The sequence below is a fragment of the Phormidesmis sp. 146-33 genome (assembly GCF_052939515.1).
Genome location: NZ_JBJPHU010000006.1, coordinates 1 through 15,446, shown reverse-complemented (window position 1 = coordinate 15,446; position 15,446 = coordinate 1). Strand labels below are relative to the sequence as shown.

At 48.7% G+C, this 15,446-nt stretch carries 17 protein-coding genes; 6 read left to right on the top strand and 11 right to left on the bottom strand.

Annotation, left to right across the window (positions count from 1 at the left end; all coding sequences use genetic code 11):
• Positions 1-50: 50 nt before the first annotated feature.
• The 3 genes from ACJ2PR_RS04060 to ACJ2PR_RS04050 form a co-directional block, all read right to left on the bottom strand.
• Positions 51-749 carry a hypothetical protein gene (locus ACJ2PR_RS04060; protein WP_446876024.1) on the bottom strand — a complete coding sequence of 233 codons (699 nt, stop codon included), beginning with the start codon at positions 747-749 and terminating at the stop codon, positions 51-53.
• 339 nt (positions 750-1,088) lie between these two features.
• Positions 1,089-1,790, bottom strand: a complete 702-nt coding sequence (locus ACJ2PR_RS04055; RefSeq protein ID WP_446876023.1) for a Crp/Fnr family transcriptional regulator — start codon at positions 1,788-1,790, stop codon at positions 1,089-1,091.
• A gap of 413 nt (positions 1,791-2,203) precedes the next feature.
• On the bottom strand, positions 2,204-2,614 hold the full coding sequence (locus ACJ2PR_RS04050) for a response regulator (RefSeq protein WP_446876022.1): 411 nt from the start codon (positions 2,612-2,614) through the stop codon (positions 2,204-2,206).
• 345 nt (positions 2,615-2,959) lie between these two features.
• Between ACJ2PR_RS04050 and ACJ2PR_RS04045 the strand changes: the two genes are divergently transcribed.
• A complete protein-coding gene (locus ACJ2PR_RS04045) occupies positions 2,960-4,105 on the top strand; it encodes a cysteine desulfurase family protein (protein WP_446876021.1) in 1,146 nt (381 codons plus the stop codon).
• A gap of 357 nt (positions 4,106-4,462) precedes the next feature.
• Here the strand turns inward: ACJ2PR_RS04045 and ACJ2PR_RS04040 are convergent, their stop codons facing one another.
• From ACJ2PR_RS04040 to ACJ2PR_RS04030, 3 genes are all read right to left on the bottom strand, one after another.
• A complete protein-coding gene (locus ACJ2PR_RS04040) occupies positions 4,463-6,223 on the bottom strand; it encodes an ABC transporter ATP-binding protein (RefSeq protein WP_446867711.1) in 1,761 nt (586 codons plus the stop codon).
• Between the two features lie 254 nt (positions 6,224-6,477).
• Positions 6,478-7,698 carry a YdcF family protein gene (locus ACJ2PR_RS04035; RefSeq protein ID WP_446860652.1) on the bottom strand — a complete coding sequence of 407 codons (1,221 nt, stop codon included), beginning with the start codon at positions 7,696-7,698 and terminating at the stop codon, positions 6,478-6,480.
• 424 nt (positions 7,699-8,122) lie between these two features.
• Positions 8,123-8,287 carry a hypothetical protein gene (locus ACJ2PR_RS04030; RefSeq protein ID WP_446876020.1) on the bottom strand — a complete coding sequence of 55 codons (165 nt, stop codon included), beginning with the start codon at positions 8,285-8,287 and terminating at the stop codon, positions 8,123-8,125.
• A 71-nt stretch (positions 8,288-8,358) separates the two neighbouring features.
• Between ACJ2PR_RS04030 and galE the strand changes: the two genes are divergently transcribed.
• Complete coding sequence (galE, locus tag ACJ2PR_RS04025) at positions 8,359-9,363, top strand: UDP-glucose 4-epimerase GalE (protein ID WP_446860654.1); 1,005 nt, start codon at positions 8,359-8,361, stop codon at positions 9,361-9,363.
• A 295-nt stretch (positions 9,364-9,658) separates the two neighbouring features.
• Here galE and ACJ2PR_RS04020 read toward each other — a convergent pair whose 3' ends face one another.
• On the bottom strand, positions 9,659-10,333 hold the full coding sequence (locus tag ACJ2PR_RS04020; protein WP_446867714.1) for a sugar transferase: 675 nt from the start codon (positions 10,331-10,333) through the stop codon (positions 9,659-9,661).
• A gap of 465 nt (positions 10,334-10,798) precedes the next feature.
• Here ACJ2PR_RS04020 and ACJ2PR_RS04015 point away from each other — a divergent pair, with 465 nt between their 5' ends.
• Both ACJ2PR_RS04015 and ACJ2PR_RS04010 read left to right on the top strand, forming a co-directional pair.
• Complete coding sequence (locus tag ACJ2PR_RS04015; RefSeq protein ID WP_446875246.1) at positions 10,799-11,080, top strand: hypothetical protein; 282 nt, start codon at positions 10,799-10,801, stop codon at positions 11,078-11,080.
• A 258-nt stretch (positions 11,081-11,338) separates the two neighbouring features.
• Positions 11,339-12,259: a HetZ-related protein 2 gene (locus ACJ2PR_RS04010; RefSeq protein ID WP_446860657.1), complete on the top strand. Its 921-nt coding sequence runs from the start codon at positions 11,339-11,341 to the stop codon at positions 12,257-12,259.
• A 210-nt stretch (positions 12,260-12,469) separates the two neighbouring features.
• Here the strand turns inward: ACJ2PR_RS04010 and ACJ2PR_RS04005 are convergent, their stop codons facing one another.
• The gene (locus tag ACJ2PR_RS04005) at positions 12,470-12,664 is read right to left on the bottom strand and encodes a hypothetical protein (RefSeq protein ID WP_446876019.1); all 195 of its coding nucleotides are present in this window, start codon (positions 12,662-12,664) and stop codon (positions 12,470-12,472) included.
• Positions 12,665-12,701: 37 nt separating this feature from the next.
• Between ACJ2PR_RS04005 and ACJ2PR_RS04000 the strand changes: the two genes are divergently transcribed.
• Both ACJ2PR_RS04000 and ACJ2PR_RS03995 read left to right on the top strand, forming a co-directional pair.
• On the top strand, positions 12,702-12,833 hold the full coding sequence (locus tag ACJ2PR_RS04000; RefSeq protein WP_446876018.1) for a hypothetical protein: 132 nt from the start codon (positions 12,702-12,704) through the stop codon (positions 12,831-12,833).
• 6 nt (positions 12,834-12,839) lie between these two features.
• Complete coding sequence (locus tag ACJ2PR_RS03995) at positions 12,840-13,100, top strand: hypothetical protein (protein ID WP_446876017.1); 261 nt, start codon at positions 12,840-12,842, stop codon at positions 13,098-13,100.
• An 8-nt stretch (positions 13,101-13,108) separates the two neighbouring features.
• Here the strand turns inward: ACJ2PR_RS03995 and ACJ2PR_RS03990 are convergent, their stop codons facing one another.
• The 3 genes from ACJ2PR_RS03990 to ACJ2PR_RS03980 all read right to left on the bottom strand — a co-directional run.
• Complete coding sequence (locus ACJ2PR_RS03990) at positions 13,109-13,438, bottom strand: Txe/YoeB family addiction module toxin (protein ID WP_446876016.1); 330 nt, start codon at positions 13,436-13,438, stop codon at positions 13,109-13,111.
• Positions 13,422-13,709, bottom strand: a complete 288-nt coding sequence (locus ACJ2PR_RS03985) for a type II toxin-antitoxin system Phd/YefM family antitoxin (protein WP_446876015.1) — start codon at positions 13,707-13,709, stop codon at positions 13,422-13,424. The genes ACJ2PR_RS03990 and ACJ2PR_RS03985 overlap by 17 nt, the downstream gene beginning before the upstream one ends.
• 44 nt (positions 13,710-13,753) lie before the next feature.
• Positions 13,754-15,446, bottom strand: a 1,693-nt coding sequence (locus ACJ2PR_RS03980) for an NACHT domain-containing protein (RefSeq protein WP_446876014.1), incomplete at its 5' end; no start/stop codon positions are given.

Genomic DNA, 15,446 nt, shown 5'->3' with positions numbered 1-15,446 from the left:
ATCGACCTGTTTTGGCAACCAGTCGATCGCACGCTACTTGAGCGTCTACTTTAGCGAACGATCTGCGCTACGTCATATAGCCCATGTTCATTGTTGGCGTAGGTTTGCCAGTAGTTGGTTTCTTTGTCAAAGCCCGGTTGCTGACCGAGAGACTCAAAATCGTCGCGACTCTTCCATTGAGCAAGCAGCGCGATCGTCGATTTGTCAGTGCTAGGACACATGGCGGCCCACTGCAATCCGGGTGTCATTTCTAACACACCAGGCATTTCTTGACTGATAATCATCGCTAAATCAGATTGACTCTGACTCGGCTTCATCTTGAATTGACTGAACATAATCACATCCCCCTGATTAAAGTTGGGCGAGGAAGCAGATCGCGTTTCGGTATGTTGCACTTGGCAAGCAAAGGTTTGAGGTTTTCCGCCTGCTGCAATGTTGAGAACATGTTCGGATGCATAAGACTGAAAGCTCGACAAATCCTTGCCTTTCCACTGAGATAAAGCAATCACTTGAGAACCATCTTGCGCTTTGAGGATAGAGGAGTCTTGAAAGCCAGGAACCTTTGAAAATGATGCTTTCTCTTCTTTAGAAACCTGCGAGAAAACCTGGTCTTGAGTTTTTGAAGTGGTGGGATAAACGGTCATCACATTCACCACATCTTTTGTACCATCGAGCGTGACCGTCGTCGCTGCCTGAGCCAGACTGGGAATTGCCAAGAACATGCTGAGTGACAGCGCAATCGCAACCATTAAAGTTTTGACTCTGAGTAGGTGATTCATCATAACGTTCGACTTCCGCTTAGTTGAGTGATTCGTTGCGTTTTTCGGCGTTGCTGAATCAGGGGATGAATTGCCCCAAAGCGGCGGGAAACCTAATGTTCAAAGTCCCCTATTTTTGGGGGATTTAGGGGGCGAAAAGATGGACACTTCCCACAGATTCATCCCTCCAGCAACGCGCGTTTTTCAACCTCACACCAATGAACCCCATTATTACTTGAGTCAATCTTTTTGAAACCACCCATTTAGCTAGGTATGGTATAGATATTCTGGACTGCATACAGCGGAGTTAATCGATGGTCGAACTTCTCATCACCCTGCACCGAGTAAGCGATCGTATTCAGCTTTAATTGCTTTAAAACATTCACAAGACATTGCTTCGAGTCGTTGTTGATCTCGAATTTCGATCACACCGCGTCGATAAGAAATTAGACCCAGATCTTGATATTTGTTGGCAGCTACCGTCACCCCTGCCCGACGGACTCCCAGCATTTCTGCAATAAAGTCTTGCGTTAGTCGAAACTCATTGGATTTAACCCGATCCTGGGCTTCGAGTAGCCAACGAGCAAACCGTTGATCTAATGTATGAGCGCGATTGCAAGCCACATTTTGAGAGAGTTGAGCAATCAAAGCCTGTGTGTAGTTGAGCAATTGATCGCGCAGTTCTGGATATCGCTCACATAGTTGCCGTAGTGTCTGAGCATCCAGCTTGAAGGCATCACCCGGAATTTGCACTAGATAAGTCGTTCTGGTCGTGACTTGTTTTGCCATCAGCACATTGACTCCCAACATATCTCGATAGCCCGTGATCGCCGTTTCTACGGTCGTAATGCCATCGCTCATGGTGAGTGTAATTGAGCAAGCACAATCGATCGGAAAGTAAACCGCCTCGATCGGTTCTCCTGGGTCATGAAGTCGCTTTCCTTGCTCTAGCGAAACTTGCCGAAGAAAGGGTGCAAGCTGTTCATAAATCTCAGGTGACAGAGCGGCTAATATCTGATTTTGAGGAGCCATAAAAGCCTTTTCAGAACATTCTTTGGGGCAGTTTTTGAGAACGAATTCAGGAGGCAGTGCTCTGGCGCAATGTTCTTCAAACTACCAAATTGTTGCCTGGATAAAACAGCCATCAAAAGTAAGTTCTGAGTTGCTTTGCTGTCCAAAACGAAATGGTTCTATCGATTACTAGACATTACCGCAAAAGTAGAGAAAATTAACCTGACCCACGACGATCGTCAGAGAAACTTAATATGAACAAAACAACTACACAATTGGCGACTATGGGCAGAGTTGCAGTCATCGTTCTATATCATCTGAATAGCATCTCAGTTCTTCAATGTTCTTTCTTCAATGTTCTTTAAGAAAATAGGCGATGTGCAACTTTTTCTTAGCCCCCTTTTGAAGACGTTGATCAGAAAGTTGCCCATTGCCTAAGATACATCTAAGACATATGCAAACTGAGGCATCAGAAAAGCGATCGTACTCAGTAACTTTTCAAAATCAAATGGCTTGATCAAATAATCATAAAAGCCCGCAGCAAGTGCCTGATCTCGATCTTGATCGCTGGCACAAACCGTCAAAGCGATCTTCGGCATCTCTGGCACTCTAGCTTTCAAGGTTTCTACCAGCGAATACCCATCCTCGTAGGGCAACAACAATTCACTAATTAGCAAGTCAGGCTTGTCTCTTTCGACAATTTCCAGGGCTTTTTGGGCGGAGTCTGCTGTCAAAGTTGTGATGCCATATCCTAAAAACAACGTTGTTAACAAGTCTCTAGAATCTTCATCATGGTCAACCACCAGAATTCTCAAACCATCAAGCGCCAAAGAATAGTACGTCACTCCTAATAATCCTTGTAACATTAGGTGAATAATCCAGCGAAGCATTTTTTGAGAGGGTTGTTTAGAATACAATCAGTTGTAACGATCGGTAGATGTCTTTGTGTTGAAACCTGTAATAGTCACAAAAAACTAGTCGTCACTATCGCGGTTCAAATTAATTAACCTTGTTCTCATAATAAAGTTCCTGTGAGTCGAGTTCAGTACGATGTCGTACCTAGTGACTCGTCCAATTAAGGAGTTTTACACGGCGCGACGACTGCCTAAAAAATAGGTTTGATAATTGATACCTGATGACACCCGAAGCGTCGCACCCTAGAAACTAGAATGGCTCAATCCATAAGATCGATGCAACGTCCCATTTATCTCGATTGTCACGCGACTACGCCTGTCGATCCAAGCGTTTTATCTGCGATGTTGCCTTACTTTACCGAGCAGTTTGGTAACCCGGCAAGTGTGGGTCATGCGTATGGATGGGAAGCCGAAGAAAGTGTGAAACGATCGCGCATTCAGATAGCCAATTCGATCCATGCAACACCCGAAGAAATCATTTTTACCAGTGGCGCAACCGAGGCGAATAATTTAGCCATCAAAGGTATTGCAGAAGCCTATTTTGGTCAGGGGCGACACATTATCACAGCGGAAACTGAACATCGTGCAGTGCTTGATCCCTGTCACTATCTACGATCTTTAGGCTTTGAAGTCACAGTTTTACCCGTCCAATCAGATGGACTATTAGATTTAGATCGGTTAGAAAAGTCGCTGCGATCAGACACCATTCTCGTCTCGATCATGGCTGCTAATAATGAAATTGGGGTACTACAACCTTTAGAAAAAATTGGCGCGATTTGTCATCAACATCAGGTTCTATTCCACACAGACGCAGCGCAAGCGATCGGCAAAATTCCCCTCAATGTCGAGACGATGAAGATTGATCTGATGTCGCTAACGGGGCACAAAGTTTATGCGCCCAAAGGTATCGGTGCGCTCTATGTGCGACGACGAAATCCACGAGTCCAGCTTGCGGCTCAAATGCACGGCGGCGGACAAGAAAGAGGTCTGCGATCGGGCACCCTGTATCCCCCTCAAATCGTCGGATTTGCCAAAGCAGTCGAGTTAGCCATTGCAACGATGCCAGCCGAGTCAGAACGCATTTTAGGACTGCGCGATCGCCTCTGGCAAACCCTCAGTCAGCTAGACGGCATTCATCTCAACGGACACCCCACCCAACGCCTCGCCGGAAACCTCAACCTCAGTGTCGAAGGCGTAGACGGGCAAGCATTGTTATTAGGATTGCAGCCAGTCGTCGCGGTGTCTTCGGGGTCAGCCTGCACCTCGGCAAAAATCGAACCCTCTCACGTTCTGACGGCGCTGGGATTGTCGAATCAGTTAGCCTATGCGTCGATTCGGTTTGGGATCGGTCGATTTAATACCCTTGAGGAAATCGATCGCGTGGCTCAAGTCGTGATGGATACGATTCGATCGCTCCGCTAATTCAACACGAACTCAATGAATCTCCTCGCTCCACTCACAAATCCAGGCAGCCCCCCAAATCCCCCACGAGTGAGGGACTTTGAACCCAAAATCTTGTCTGAAAGTCCCCCAAAATTGGGGGGTTGGGGGGCAGAAGCCGTCAACAACGCAGCGAAAAAACTTCATCAAATTCACGTTAATTCAACACGAACTCAATGAATCTCCTCGCTCCACTCACAAATTCAGGCAGCCCCCTAAATCCCCCACGAGTGAGGGACTTTGAACCCAAAATCTTGTTTGAAAGTCTCCCAAAATTGGGGGGTTGGGGGGCAGAAGCCGTCAACAACGCAGCGAAAAAACTTCATCAAATTCACCTCCTTACTTCAGCGCTTCTTCGAGTTTGTTTTGGTTCCAGAGCGATCGATACAGTCCGTCTATTTCAATCAGGGCAGCGTGGGTTCCAGATTGCACAATTCGCCCCTGATCCATGACAAAAATGCGATCAGTCATTGCCGCCGCAGACAGTTGGTGAGAAATAAATACGACGGTTTTGCGGGCCGTTCCTTCTGAAAGATTTCTAAGAATTTTAGTCGCCGTTTGGTTGTCTACACTCGACAGCGCATCATCCAAAATCAAAATCGGGCTATCGACGAGTAGGGCCCGCGCCAGAGCCGTTCGTTGCCGCTGTCCACCCGATAGAGTAATGCCTCGCTCCCCCACGATCGTTTCATACTGCTGCGGAAAGTTGAGAATCTCATCGTGCATCTGAGCCTGAATCGCTGCCAACTCCACGGCTGACTGTTCGGCAAACGGACTGCCATATCGAATATTGTTTTTGATCGACGTGCTAAACAAAAAGCTCTCTTGAGGCACATAGGCGATCGCGCTTCGCAAATCCTCAATTCTCAACGTCGTAATATCATAGCCATCGACCAAAAGCTGACCAGGCGCAATTTCCAACAGACGCGGCAACGCATTCGCCAACGTCGATTTACCAGATCCGATCGCACCCACGATCGCGACCGTTTCACCCGGCGGAATCTCAAAGTTAACGCGATCGAGCGCAGGAACGGCCTTCTCAGGAGAAGTTGTGGAATAGGTAAATGTCAGATCGTGAGCCGTCAATCTGCCTTTGACTTGAGACAACGGTAATGAAATCGCATCCGGTTTATCTTGAATTTTGGATTGCACCGTGAGAATAGATTCAATACGATCGATACTCACTTCTCCGCGTTGATAAGCCGTAATGGTGAATCCTAATAACGCGGTCGGAAACGCTAATCGCTCCACATACAACAACAGGGCAATAAAGTCTCCAACTGAGATTACGCCCTGCTCGATCGCGCCCCCCCCAAACCACAAAAGAATTAGTCCACTCCCGCCCGCCAACACCTGCAAAATCGGAAACAGAATATTTCTCGTCAACGCCAGTTGCAGATTGGCATCCAACAATTGTCGATTGAGTTGTCGAAAGGCACCCCGCTCGTTTTCTTCTTGAGCGTAAATCTTGATCAACGCCATGCCGCTCATATCTTCTTGAATCATCTCGCTCATGGTCGAGAGTTCTTCTTGCACCGCCAACTGTTGATTTCTCAGCTTATTGCTAAACAGATTCACCAAAATCAACATAAACGGATACACCGAAATCGCCAGCAAACTCAGTCGGGGATTGATCCGCATCATCGCAGGCAGCGTCAAACTATACGCAAAAAATGTATTCGCCAAACTCAAGACCGCAAATCCCAGCAGCCGCCGAATGTTATCCACATCGCTGGTCGCTCGATTGATCAGATCCCCGATCGTATTCACCCCAAAATAGGCAGGTTCTAAATGCAGTAAGTGATTAAAAATCCTTTGTTTGAGGTCAAATTCAACCTGTCGCCCCACCCCAAATAGCAGCACCCGCGAAGTCATCCGCACGACCCACATCACCGAGGCCAGCCCCAACACCAGCGCCCCATACAGGAGAACTTGGTCGAAGCTAAAGGTCACCCCTAACTCATCGATCCCATCTCGAATCAGCAAAGGAATGTACACCCCAATCCCATTCACCACCAGCAGTGCCACAATGCCCAGCGTCGTATCTCGCCAATGAGGACGCAAATAGACCCCTAGTTTCTTAAGCTGCGACTTTGCCATGATGATTTAATGAGCGATCGACTTCTCATCGTAGCGCTATCCGGCAGAGGAGGGATGAGGAAGAGGGAAGAGGGAGGAGGGAGGAAAGAATTGTTCCTGCTCACTCCGGAGCATTCACCTTCCTGATTTCTTGTTTGACTGCTATTGAGGAACAAGAAGCGATCGGAAAATCGCAGAAGGATTCGCAGACTGACCCATTTCATCCCTCACGAAGCAGAATAAAGTTCTCCCTCTTCCCTCTTCCCTCTTCCCTTCTAAAGCGTTCTCACAGGTCTAATCCAGCCGCGCAAGAAGTAATAAATTGAGTTGACGTACTCGCCAACGACTCTAGAACTGAGGGCAAAAGCGTCGGTGCTGGGTAACAGATCGCTGAGACGGAACCCTCGCTCAATCAGATCTCGACCTCGAAGACGCTGGCGAAGAGCATCTCGCGGCGGGAGCGTATAAAAATCAGTCGGACGAGGAATGATCGTGACATCTGCACCATTTGTCCCAGCGTTGGCAAACTCTCTAGAAAACGTCAGCGCAGAGCGGGTCATCTCGATCGCCGAAGTTACCACGATCAGTTGATTGCCAAAACTAATGTTTCGCGATCGCAGCAACTCTCGAACATTCTCAGCGCTGTCATGTACCGTCGGACTCTGGCTCTCCTCAATGATGTCGCCTTCAGGAATGCCAAATCGATTTTGCAGATAGGTGCTGGCTGCCCTCGCTTCAGACGTGTTTTCTCGCGTGTCACCCTCTTTGCGTTCGCGGGCCGTTTCTCCAGCCGTGACCACGATTAGAGGAGCCGTGCCGCGGGCCCGTTCTTCGGCGTAAAGCTGACCTGCATAAGTCAGACGGTTTCCTCGCTCGGTCAACTGAATCGGCTGACTCGCCAAAATTCCAAACGTGCTTTCATTGAGTGGCTCAGGCGGTGGAATCAAAGGGGCCTGGGTGGTTCGAGGAAGGGCTTGATCGGGAATCGGCTGGGTACGCGGACGAAGCTGAAGGCGAGTTGTATCTTGAGCCAAGACCACAATTACCCGTCTGCCGCCACCCAGAGCCTCCGTCGGAGCGGGACGAGTGATCTCAAGGGCCTCCGATTCGGCTCGCTGGGCCAAAAAGTAAGACACCGCTGGAATGCTCAAAATCAGCAGCAGCGGAACGGCAATTCGTACCAGGTTGATCCCCGTTTTGGTCAACCCCTTGCCGCGAAAGACCTGCGAAAAAGCAATCAGTAGAAGAATTAGAATGAGTCCGATCGGGCTAAAGGGGACGGCAATAATTCGCCAAATGTCTCCCAATAGTCCCTGTTCGGGCGATCCTCGATAAAAGGTGAGTGCCGCGACACCCAGCAGCAGCAAAAGAACTAACCCACCTAAAAACACCCTGGGTAGTGCCCTCAGCAAAACGTACCAGGCAAACAGCCCGACGACGACCCAGAGCAGAACCTGGGTTAAGAGGACAAATACATCTGTTACCAATAAAACCATGCTGTAATTCCTTAGTGTCCTGGGGTGATGACCGTCACCTGGCTTTTGGACTCACTCATTAAACCATTACAAAAGCGAATTGAACGGGAGACTTTAGATAAACCTTTGAGCCTGGATTCGGACGTTCGATTTGGGAAAATCTATGTGACGGCTAATCTTTTAGAAAAGGATCAAAAATTCGCGGGAAAATCGCTGGAAATCTAACCCCATCAAGACTAGGATTGTACAGAAGTTTTTCAGTTTGTCACTCAATTTTTGTGCGATCGCGCCTGAATTTCTTCAAAGTCAATTCAAAAAGTAAAGTTCCTTGCAAAATCAGCGAGTCACACGATCGTCGTCGGCGAAAATGCAAGATGATTTAACTCGATCGCCGAGCCGATCAACAGTCTCAAGGGATGGTGTTTAGGAGGTAAAACCAATGGAACTAATTTTGGCAGGGGTTGTATTTGTCGTAATTTTCTTTCTGCTCTCCAAAGAACTGTTTGGCAAGTAAAGCGATGGGATAACTAGAATAAAAGTCAGGACGATCGCCCGCCTCGCAGACATTTCCCCGCTCTGGATGCTGGCTGTCGAAGGGAAATTTAATCACTCTTTTGTCCTGAGTGTTGCGACGATCATCTGAATCGATCGTTAGTTGCCCAATAGTCCAAGTTGAGAGGAATGAGTGTGCCGTCAGAAAAGCCAACCATCTTAGTCACCGGGGGAGCCGGGTACATTGGGTCTCATGCCGTGTTAGCGCTCCAGCAGGCAGGCTATCCCGTTGTTGTGTTAGACAACCTGGTGTATGGTCATCGCGATATTGTCGAAAAGGTTCTCCAGACCGAGCTAGTGGTTGGGGATACGAACGATCGGGCCCTGCTGGATCAGGTCTTTGTAGATCATGCGATCGGGGCTGTGATGCACTTTGCGGCCTACGCCTATGTGGGTGAGTCTGTTACGACTCCCGGCAAGTATTACCGCAACAACGTCACTGGGACGCTGACCCTCTTAGAAGCGATGGTCGCCGCCTCCATTAAGCAGTTTGTCTTTTCTTCGACCTGTGCGACCTATGGGGTGCCGACGATCGTCCCGATTCCAGAAGACCACCCTCAAGATCCGATCAATCCCTACGGCGCAACCAAGTTGATGGTAGAGCGCATCCTCAAAGATTTTGATCAAGCCTACGATTTCAAATCCGTTAGCTTTCGCTACTTTAATGCGGCGGGGGCTGATCCTCAAGGACGATTGGGAGAAGACCACCAGCCTGAAACTCACTTGATCCCGCTGGTGCTGATGGCTGCTCTGGGTAAGCTGGAGTCGATCGCGATCTTTGGCACTGACTACCCCACGCCCGATGGAACTTGCATTCGCGACTATATTCACGTCAATGATCTCGCCCAGGCCCACGTTTTGGGGTTGGAATATCTGCTCAAAGGTGGTCAGAGCGATGTGTTTAATTTGGGCAATGGCAGCGGTTTTTCGGTCAAAGAAGTGATCGAAACGGCGCGTCAGGTCACGGGTAAAGACATTGTGGCTGTGGAACACGATCGTCGCCCTGGTGATCCGCCCGCTCTGGTTGGCAGTGGTGAAAAAGCCCGCACCGTGTTGGGATGGTCGCCTGAATATGCTGACTTACACAAAATTCTCACCCACGCCTGGCAATGGCACCAAAAGCGGCACGCCTAGAGAATCATCAATTGGGAGGGAGAACGGCTGGTGTTGCAATTCTCCTTCTCGATCGCATTAAGGAGATTTCTGCCAAACAAGTTACCCATCTTGCAAAGCCCCCTCAATTCCCCCAATTCTAGGGAGCATAAATTCGATAAAGTTCGTTGCTTTGACCATCAATCTGGGAAGAATCTCTAACCCACCTGTGAGAGACTTTGCACCAAAAATCTTGTCTGGAAGTCGCTAGAATTGGCAGATTGGGGGGTAGAAGCCGTGAATACTGAAGTAAAAAACTTCATCGAACTCACGCAATTTAGAAGGCTCCCACTCTGGCAAAGATCACATAGATGGTTTTGAAGATGAGAACGAGGTCGTACATCGGTGTCCAAAGTGCCTGATAACGCAGATCAAGGGCAACGATTTGCTCAAAGTCTTTGACGGTCGATCGACCATTTACCTGCCACTCGCCTGTCAGTCCGGGCTTGACGTTGAGCCGTTGCCAATGATGGTCGCTGTAGCGAGACACTTCGTCTGAGGTGGGTGGACGAGTCCCGACTAAGCTCATTTCGCCGAGCAGGACGTTCCAAAATTGAGGAATTTCATCGAGGCTGGTGCGTCGCAAAAAGCGCCCAACTCTGGTCACCCGTGGATCAGACTGGTTTTTGAAGATTAGCCCATCTGCCTCATTCTCGACTTGAGACTTGAGTGACTCAGCATCGTCTACCATCGATCGAAACTTGTAGATCTGAAAAGGCTTGCCCATCAGCCCGTGGCGTTCTTGACTATAGAAGATTGGCCCGGAGCTATCAAAGCGAATTGCCAGCCCGATCGGGACAAACACAACTGCCAAAATCGTCAACCCAACAAGACTGCCCACCAGGTCGATCGCCCGCTTGACCAGTGAGTAGCTCGATTGATGAGGAATCTGAAACGTGTCCCCTGACCGAATGGAATTAGCGTCCGTTGAGTAGAATGCAGTTTGTGTCATGATTCCGAACCGATTACTGGAACCGCGAAAACACTGAGAATAGTTCCGTAGATATACGTACGACTATACGCTGAAACCCCTATCTGCCAACAGTCTTACTCGACACACTTGCTCAAATCTTGTTGCGGGCTTCACGATTCCTTGTTTTTGTAAAGATTTGATGAAGAGTAGCGGTATTTCCGTGAATATGCTGAAAGATCACTCATTTTCTGCGGAGGACTTTTCCGAATCGAAGAAAACAGAATTTAGCCTCTCTCGTGGCAAAAAGAAAGCGATCGGGTTTAGGTTCCCGGTGTCAAGCGTCAAAAGGATGAAAGTAACTCCACCATTTGGAGAATTCATTCCGAATAGACTACTCTTCCAATGGCATGTGCATATTTCAGGGAAGATCGCCCGAATAATTTTTGTAGGCTCCAGTTTGCCTTAGACTATGAACCGTGTTGAACACAGAAAAGGGGTCAAGGTGTGGAGAGTCAGCCCAATCGCATGGAATTTATCGTGCAGCAGCTAGGAGAAACCGTGTTAATGACCACTGAAACGATCGAAAGCCTGGCCGAGCGGGTAGATGATCTGTCTAATCAAGTTGAGCAGCAGGGCTATCAGCTTTTTGCTTTGAGCGATGCCGTGCAAACTTTGTCGGTTAATCAGGATGACACGCTCGATCGTCTCAATCGCCTCACAGAAACCTTACAGCGCATCGCAGCGTCTTTATCTGCATCCCTTGAAGGCAGTCACGAGCAGTCTTGAATGTTCTGGATTGTGGCGCGGGCAAAAGTCAGCGTTTTATCAATTTTATTAAGTTGAGAACAAACTCTGAAGAACGTTTTATACTTTGAGTTTCAATGCTTAAAGCTTTGGTAATCAGACTTTAACGTTAGGTGCTTTTAAGAAACTTGGCAGTCAGCGATCGAATCCATCTCCCCAGTGTTACCCGAATGGGTAAGTGATTTCGACCTGGCACATAAGGCAAACTCTCTATAACAGGGCATTGAGGACGGCAGTCTCATGGTAATTGCAGAAGAACTGGCTGACAGATGGCGACTCCACTTGCAAAGTGACCTTTCTAAGCACGGTCGCCCTACTCACGAAGCGATCATTCAGTGGCTTTTGGGTGAAGATCAGGCTCGATTTGAGAATCTGCTTCCTACGCAGCTTGAGGTTGCCAAACAAGCAATGGATTACCGCTATCGAATTTTGCAGCAGCGATATCTCGAAGCTGGGCCCGAACGCGCTTATAAGGGGCTGATTCAACGGTTGAGCAGTCTATTTTTGATTCGCAACAAGATTCGGACGTGGATTGCGCTGTCTCGCGATCGTCAGCGTAGCGTGGTGGATGTGCTGCAAGAGGTGATTCAAGAATTGCTGCAAAACGACAAATATATGCAGCAGCAGATTAACTGGATCGCAAAATGCACGAGTGATCCCCGCTTGCGGAATGCGCTGGTTTTGGCGACGACTGAGGAGTATTGTCTGCGTCCGATTCGCAATCAGCCACTTTTGGTTTACCGATTTGTGAATTATCTGCGGCGATCGCAGCGAGGCGGGATGACTCAGGTTCCGGCGGCGGACTTTATTCGTCTGGTGTCTGAAGAGATTGCGCCCGATGAGTCTGAAGGGTCGGTGAGTTTGCTGGATGGGCAGGCGGTTTCTGAGTATCAAGACGCGCAAGCGCAAGCCGAACAGCAAGAACTTAGACAGTCGGTGACTCAGAAGTTTGAAACTTATCTCTCGGAGCGGGTCGATCCTCTGGCGGCGGAGTGGCTAAAACTCTATTTGCAGGGCAAGACTCAGGAGGCGATCGCGCAGGATTTGAATATCCCAATTAAGCAGGTCTATCGTCTGCGAGAGAAGGTTAACTATCATGCTGTTCGGGTCTTTGCGCCCAAAAATCAGCCGGAGTTGGTCACTGAATGGTTGGGGCGTTGATGACTTGGTTAACGTGAATTCGACGATAATCCTTCGCTACGGTTACCAATCCGGGCAGCCCCCTAAATCCCCCACGAGTGAGGGACTTTGAACGAGAAATATTGTCTCAAAGTTCCCCAAAATTGGCAGCTTGGGGGGCAGAAGCGCTGAAGACCGAAGCGAAAAAACTCCATCGAATTCACGTTAGTTTAATGTGATCTAACGGTGACTTTATAGCCCGTGATCTGAGGAATCGGGATCGCTGTCGAAGACGATGATGAAGCGTTCTTTGGGTAAGAGTCGTCGCAAAACTTTTAGGTAGCCTTCTGCGTCAGATGAGTTTCGGCAACAGGCGACGACGATGTGGCGCATGTCGGGCAATAAGCGCACGACTAACCATCGATTCAAGAAGTCTCGATAGGGCATAATGATATTGTCTCCATTGAGTTTGGAGCTATAGCCAGTGCTGAACTTTCCACGGGACGCGCTGGCTTTTCGCTTGTTTGAATATTACCGCAGTGTGCAGATCTGTGTCAATCGAAATCACAAACACACAGATAAGCGCACATTCAGTCATCAGTCAGGAGCCGTGTAGTCAAATATGACGAAGAGAATTACATTGCCGCCATTGGGTGAACATGATGATGACTGGCTGACCATTTTGGCATGGCTATATAGTCGCAGTAGGGCGAGTCAGGCAGCGGCTCTCATTAGCGTCGGTGTTGCAGAACAGAAAGCCGAGGTTGAGAGCATGTTGGAATACATTGCCCGAAAGCGCGGTATCACGGTTGATGAGTTAGTCAAAAGTATTTTGGGTGGGACGATCGATGGCGATCGGGATGATGCGATCGATGAAGAATAGGGCGCTACTCAACGATCGCTGTAGTGATATCGAGCTTGAAGGAAATCGATGCGGTTGCCGTTTACCAGGTAGACAATACGATCTGCGTCAGTGAGGCGACGTGACCAGATATTTGCACCCTGATACTTCAAAGGTTCGGGCTTTCCCGTTCCCATAAATGGATTGCGCTTGATCTCTTCAACCAGAGACAATAGGCGAAGTGCGGTCTTGCAGTTGGTTTCAACCCAATAGGTCAGATCGTCTAAAAATTGAGCATCAAAAACCAGGATGCGTTCTGAAGTTGAAGGCTGCTCTGACTCTGTATTCTCAGAGTTTGATTCTTTACGCTTCTTCGTCAAGCCCAAACTCCTGGCGCAAATCAGCAACGGTTCGAGGTTCAAAGGTTCGGGCTTTGGCGCGTTCGATCGCTGCGAGTAGGCGTGCAGCGTTTTCGGGAGACTGGAATAAGTAAGCGGTTTCTTTGATGCTTTCTAGTTCGGCAGTGGGGATGACCGAAACGCTCTCGGAGCCTTCGCGGGTAATCTCGATCGCTTCACGGTGAGCGATCGCTTGTTCGTAGACGCTGCCGAAGTCGTTGGTGGCATCTGTATAAGTCGTTTGAATCGTCATTGTCTGCTGATCAATCTGTTTGTCTAACAGTATAGAGGGGTCAGCTACTCTCTCACTGTCACCATGCGGTCTTCAATGCCTGCCCAGGTTGTGGGCGACACTCGCACGGCGGTTTGTCTGCACTGCACCATCAGCAAGGTTGCATAGAGATAGTTCTCTAAAGCTTTAGCTTCTGCTTCGGATAAATTGACTAGTTCTGGATTTAGATTGAGGGCGTTGTACCAGGTTTGCAGAACTTTGTTGCAAAAGGCTCGGTATACTTCGATAGGTTGATTGTCGTTGGGGATCTTAGTCTTCAGAGCTTCTAGTCGAGCAACCAACACAACAAAGTTTACAGAGTTAAAGATTTTTGTGTCTTCAAAAGCGAGGGCGCGGTCGCGGAAGATGTTGATGTCGCGAGCGAGGAAGAGGACGATGTCTATGTCTATGTTGAAGTCGATGGTGCGGGCAGGGTCGCGGGCGATGTCGAAGGCGAGGGCACGGGCGATATCGAGGGCAAGAGCAAGAGCGATGTCTAGGGCGGTGTCGAAGGCGAGGGCACGGGCGATATCGAGGGCAAGAGCAAGGGCGAGAAAGATTGCTGCTGTCCGTTTAGCCGCAGGCTTAGAGTTTCCCTCTGATCCTGCCGTTGATTGGTCTGCCCACCTGATCAAAGCTTTTAATTTGGGTGTGTTGAGGTAGGTTTGAGCTTCTCTCTCCATTAGCAACAGCAGTTCATCAGCTCCACCGCGCATCAGTCCCGCAACCAGAATGAAGACTTCTTTCCATCGGTTCTCAGTCAGGTGTTCTGTCACCAATTTCTCAATCTGTCGCTGGTCGTCGATGTGCTGCGCGGTCAAAAATTCTTGCAGGGTCAAATGCGAAAATGAATAAATTCCGTCTGCCCGTTCTACCAATACGCCCTGCTGCACTTCAATACTTCGCAACACCTTCGATCCATCTACGCCTTTCTCATCTGGCAAAATTTCTTTCAACAGTTGCTCAATTTGGTCAGCAATTTCGCGACGAGTCGAGAACAATCGATTTTGTTGAAAGCTATCATGGGCAATTTCTGCCAGCATCATCTCTTTGCGCTTGGTGTCTAGCCCTTTGTAGAGGTCGTCTTGCGGAATGCCCTTCTCAGCAGCCCATTCTTCGAGCAACACTCGCAGCGCCCGTTCATAAAGCGTCGATCGATTGGTGGGAAACTTGCGCGATCGTTCATACAACAAACAAACCAACGTCAGCAGCAACGGCGTTTGAGTCAGTTCTTTCGCGGCTGTATGCTCATCACTATTTAATTTCTTCCAGCACTCTTGGGCGAGGTCGGGTTCTGAACGAAACCAGTTGTCGATAAACTGTTTGATCTGCCCGTCGTCAAAATCCGCCATCGCCACATCGGTAAATAGCCGAAAGTTATGCCGATAAGCTGCCACTCGACACGACGCAATATAGCGGTTTTGTTTATGAGCATCGACAAAGTTTTGAATCTGGCTGATTGCCTCATTCATTCGCCCCGTCGCCACTTCATCTAAGCCATCCAGCAAGACCAAAAGCTTGCCCTGCTGCAAAAGTTTCTGCGTTGATTCTTCTGGCGATGGAAATCCACAAATGCGAAACTCTTTGGCGATCGTTTTTTCGATGTCGATTTCGCCCGTATTGAACTCCTTTAGATCAATAAACACGGGAATGCAATCATGTTTGTAAGTGCCTATCCGAAAACTTGAATTGCCCTGACGACAATACAAGCACAGGATA

Coding starts and splice junctions, on each gene's coding strand:
- ACJ2PR_RS04055 (WP_446876023.1), bottom strand. CDS start 1,790: ATGGCTCCTCAAAATCAGATATTAGCCGCTCTGTCACCTGAGATTTAT.
- ACJ2PR_RS04040 (WP_446867711.1), bottom strand. CDS start 6,223: ATGGCAAAGTCGCAGCTTAAGAAACTAGGGGTCTATTTGCGTCCTCAT.
- galE (WP_446860654.1), top strand. CDS start 8,359: ATGAGTGTGCCGTCAGAAAAGCCAACCATCTTAGTCACCGGGGGAGCC.
- ACJ2PR_RS04005 (WP_446876019.1), bottom strand. CDS start 12,664: ATGCCCTATCGAGACTTCTTGAATCGATGGTTAGTCGTGCGCTTATTG.
- ACJ2PR_RS04010 (WP_446860657.1), top strand. CDS start 11,339: ATGGTAATTGCAGAAGAACTGGCTGACAGATGGCGACTCCACTTGCAA.
- ACJ2PR_RS04035 (WP_446860652.1), bottom strand. CDS start 7,698: ATGGTTTTATTGGTAACAGATGTATTTGTCCTCTTAACCCAGGTTCTG.
- ACJ2PR_RS04020 (WP_446867714.1), bottom strand. CDS start 10,333: ATGACACAAACTGCATTCTACTCAACGGACGCTAATTCCATTCGGTCA.
- ACJ2PR_RS03995 (WP_446876017.1), top strand. CDS start 12,840: ATGACGAAGAGAATTACATTGCCGCCATTGGGTGAACATGATGATGAC.
- ACJ2PR_RS04045 (WP_446876021.1), top strand. CDS start 2,960: ATGCAACGTCCCATTTATCTCGATTGTCACGCGACTACGCCTGTCGAT.
- ACJ2PR_RS03985 (WP_446876015.1), bottom strand. CDS start 13,709: ATGACGATTCAAACGACTTATACAGATGCCACCAACGACTTCGGCAGC.
- ACJ2PR_RS04060 (WP_446876024.1), bottom strand. CDS start 749: ATGGTTGCGATTGCGCTGTCACTCAGCATGTTCTTGGCAATTCCCAGT.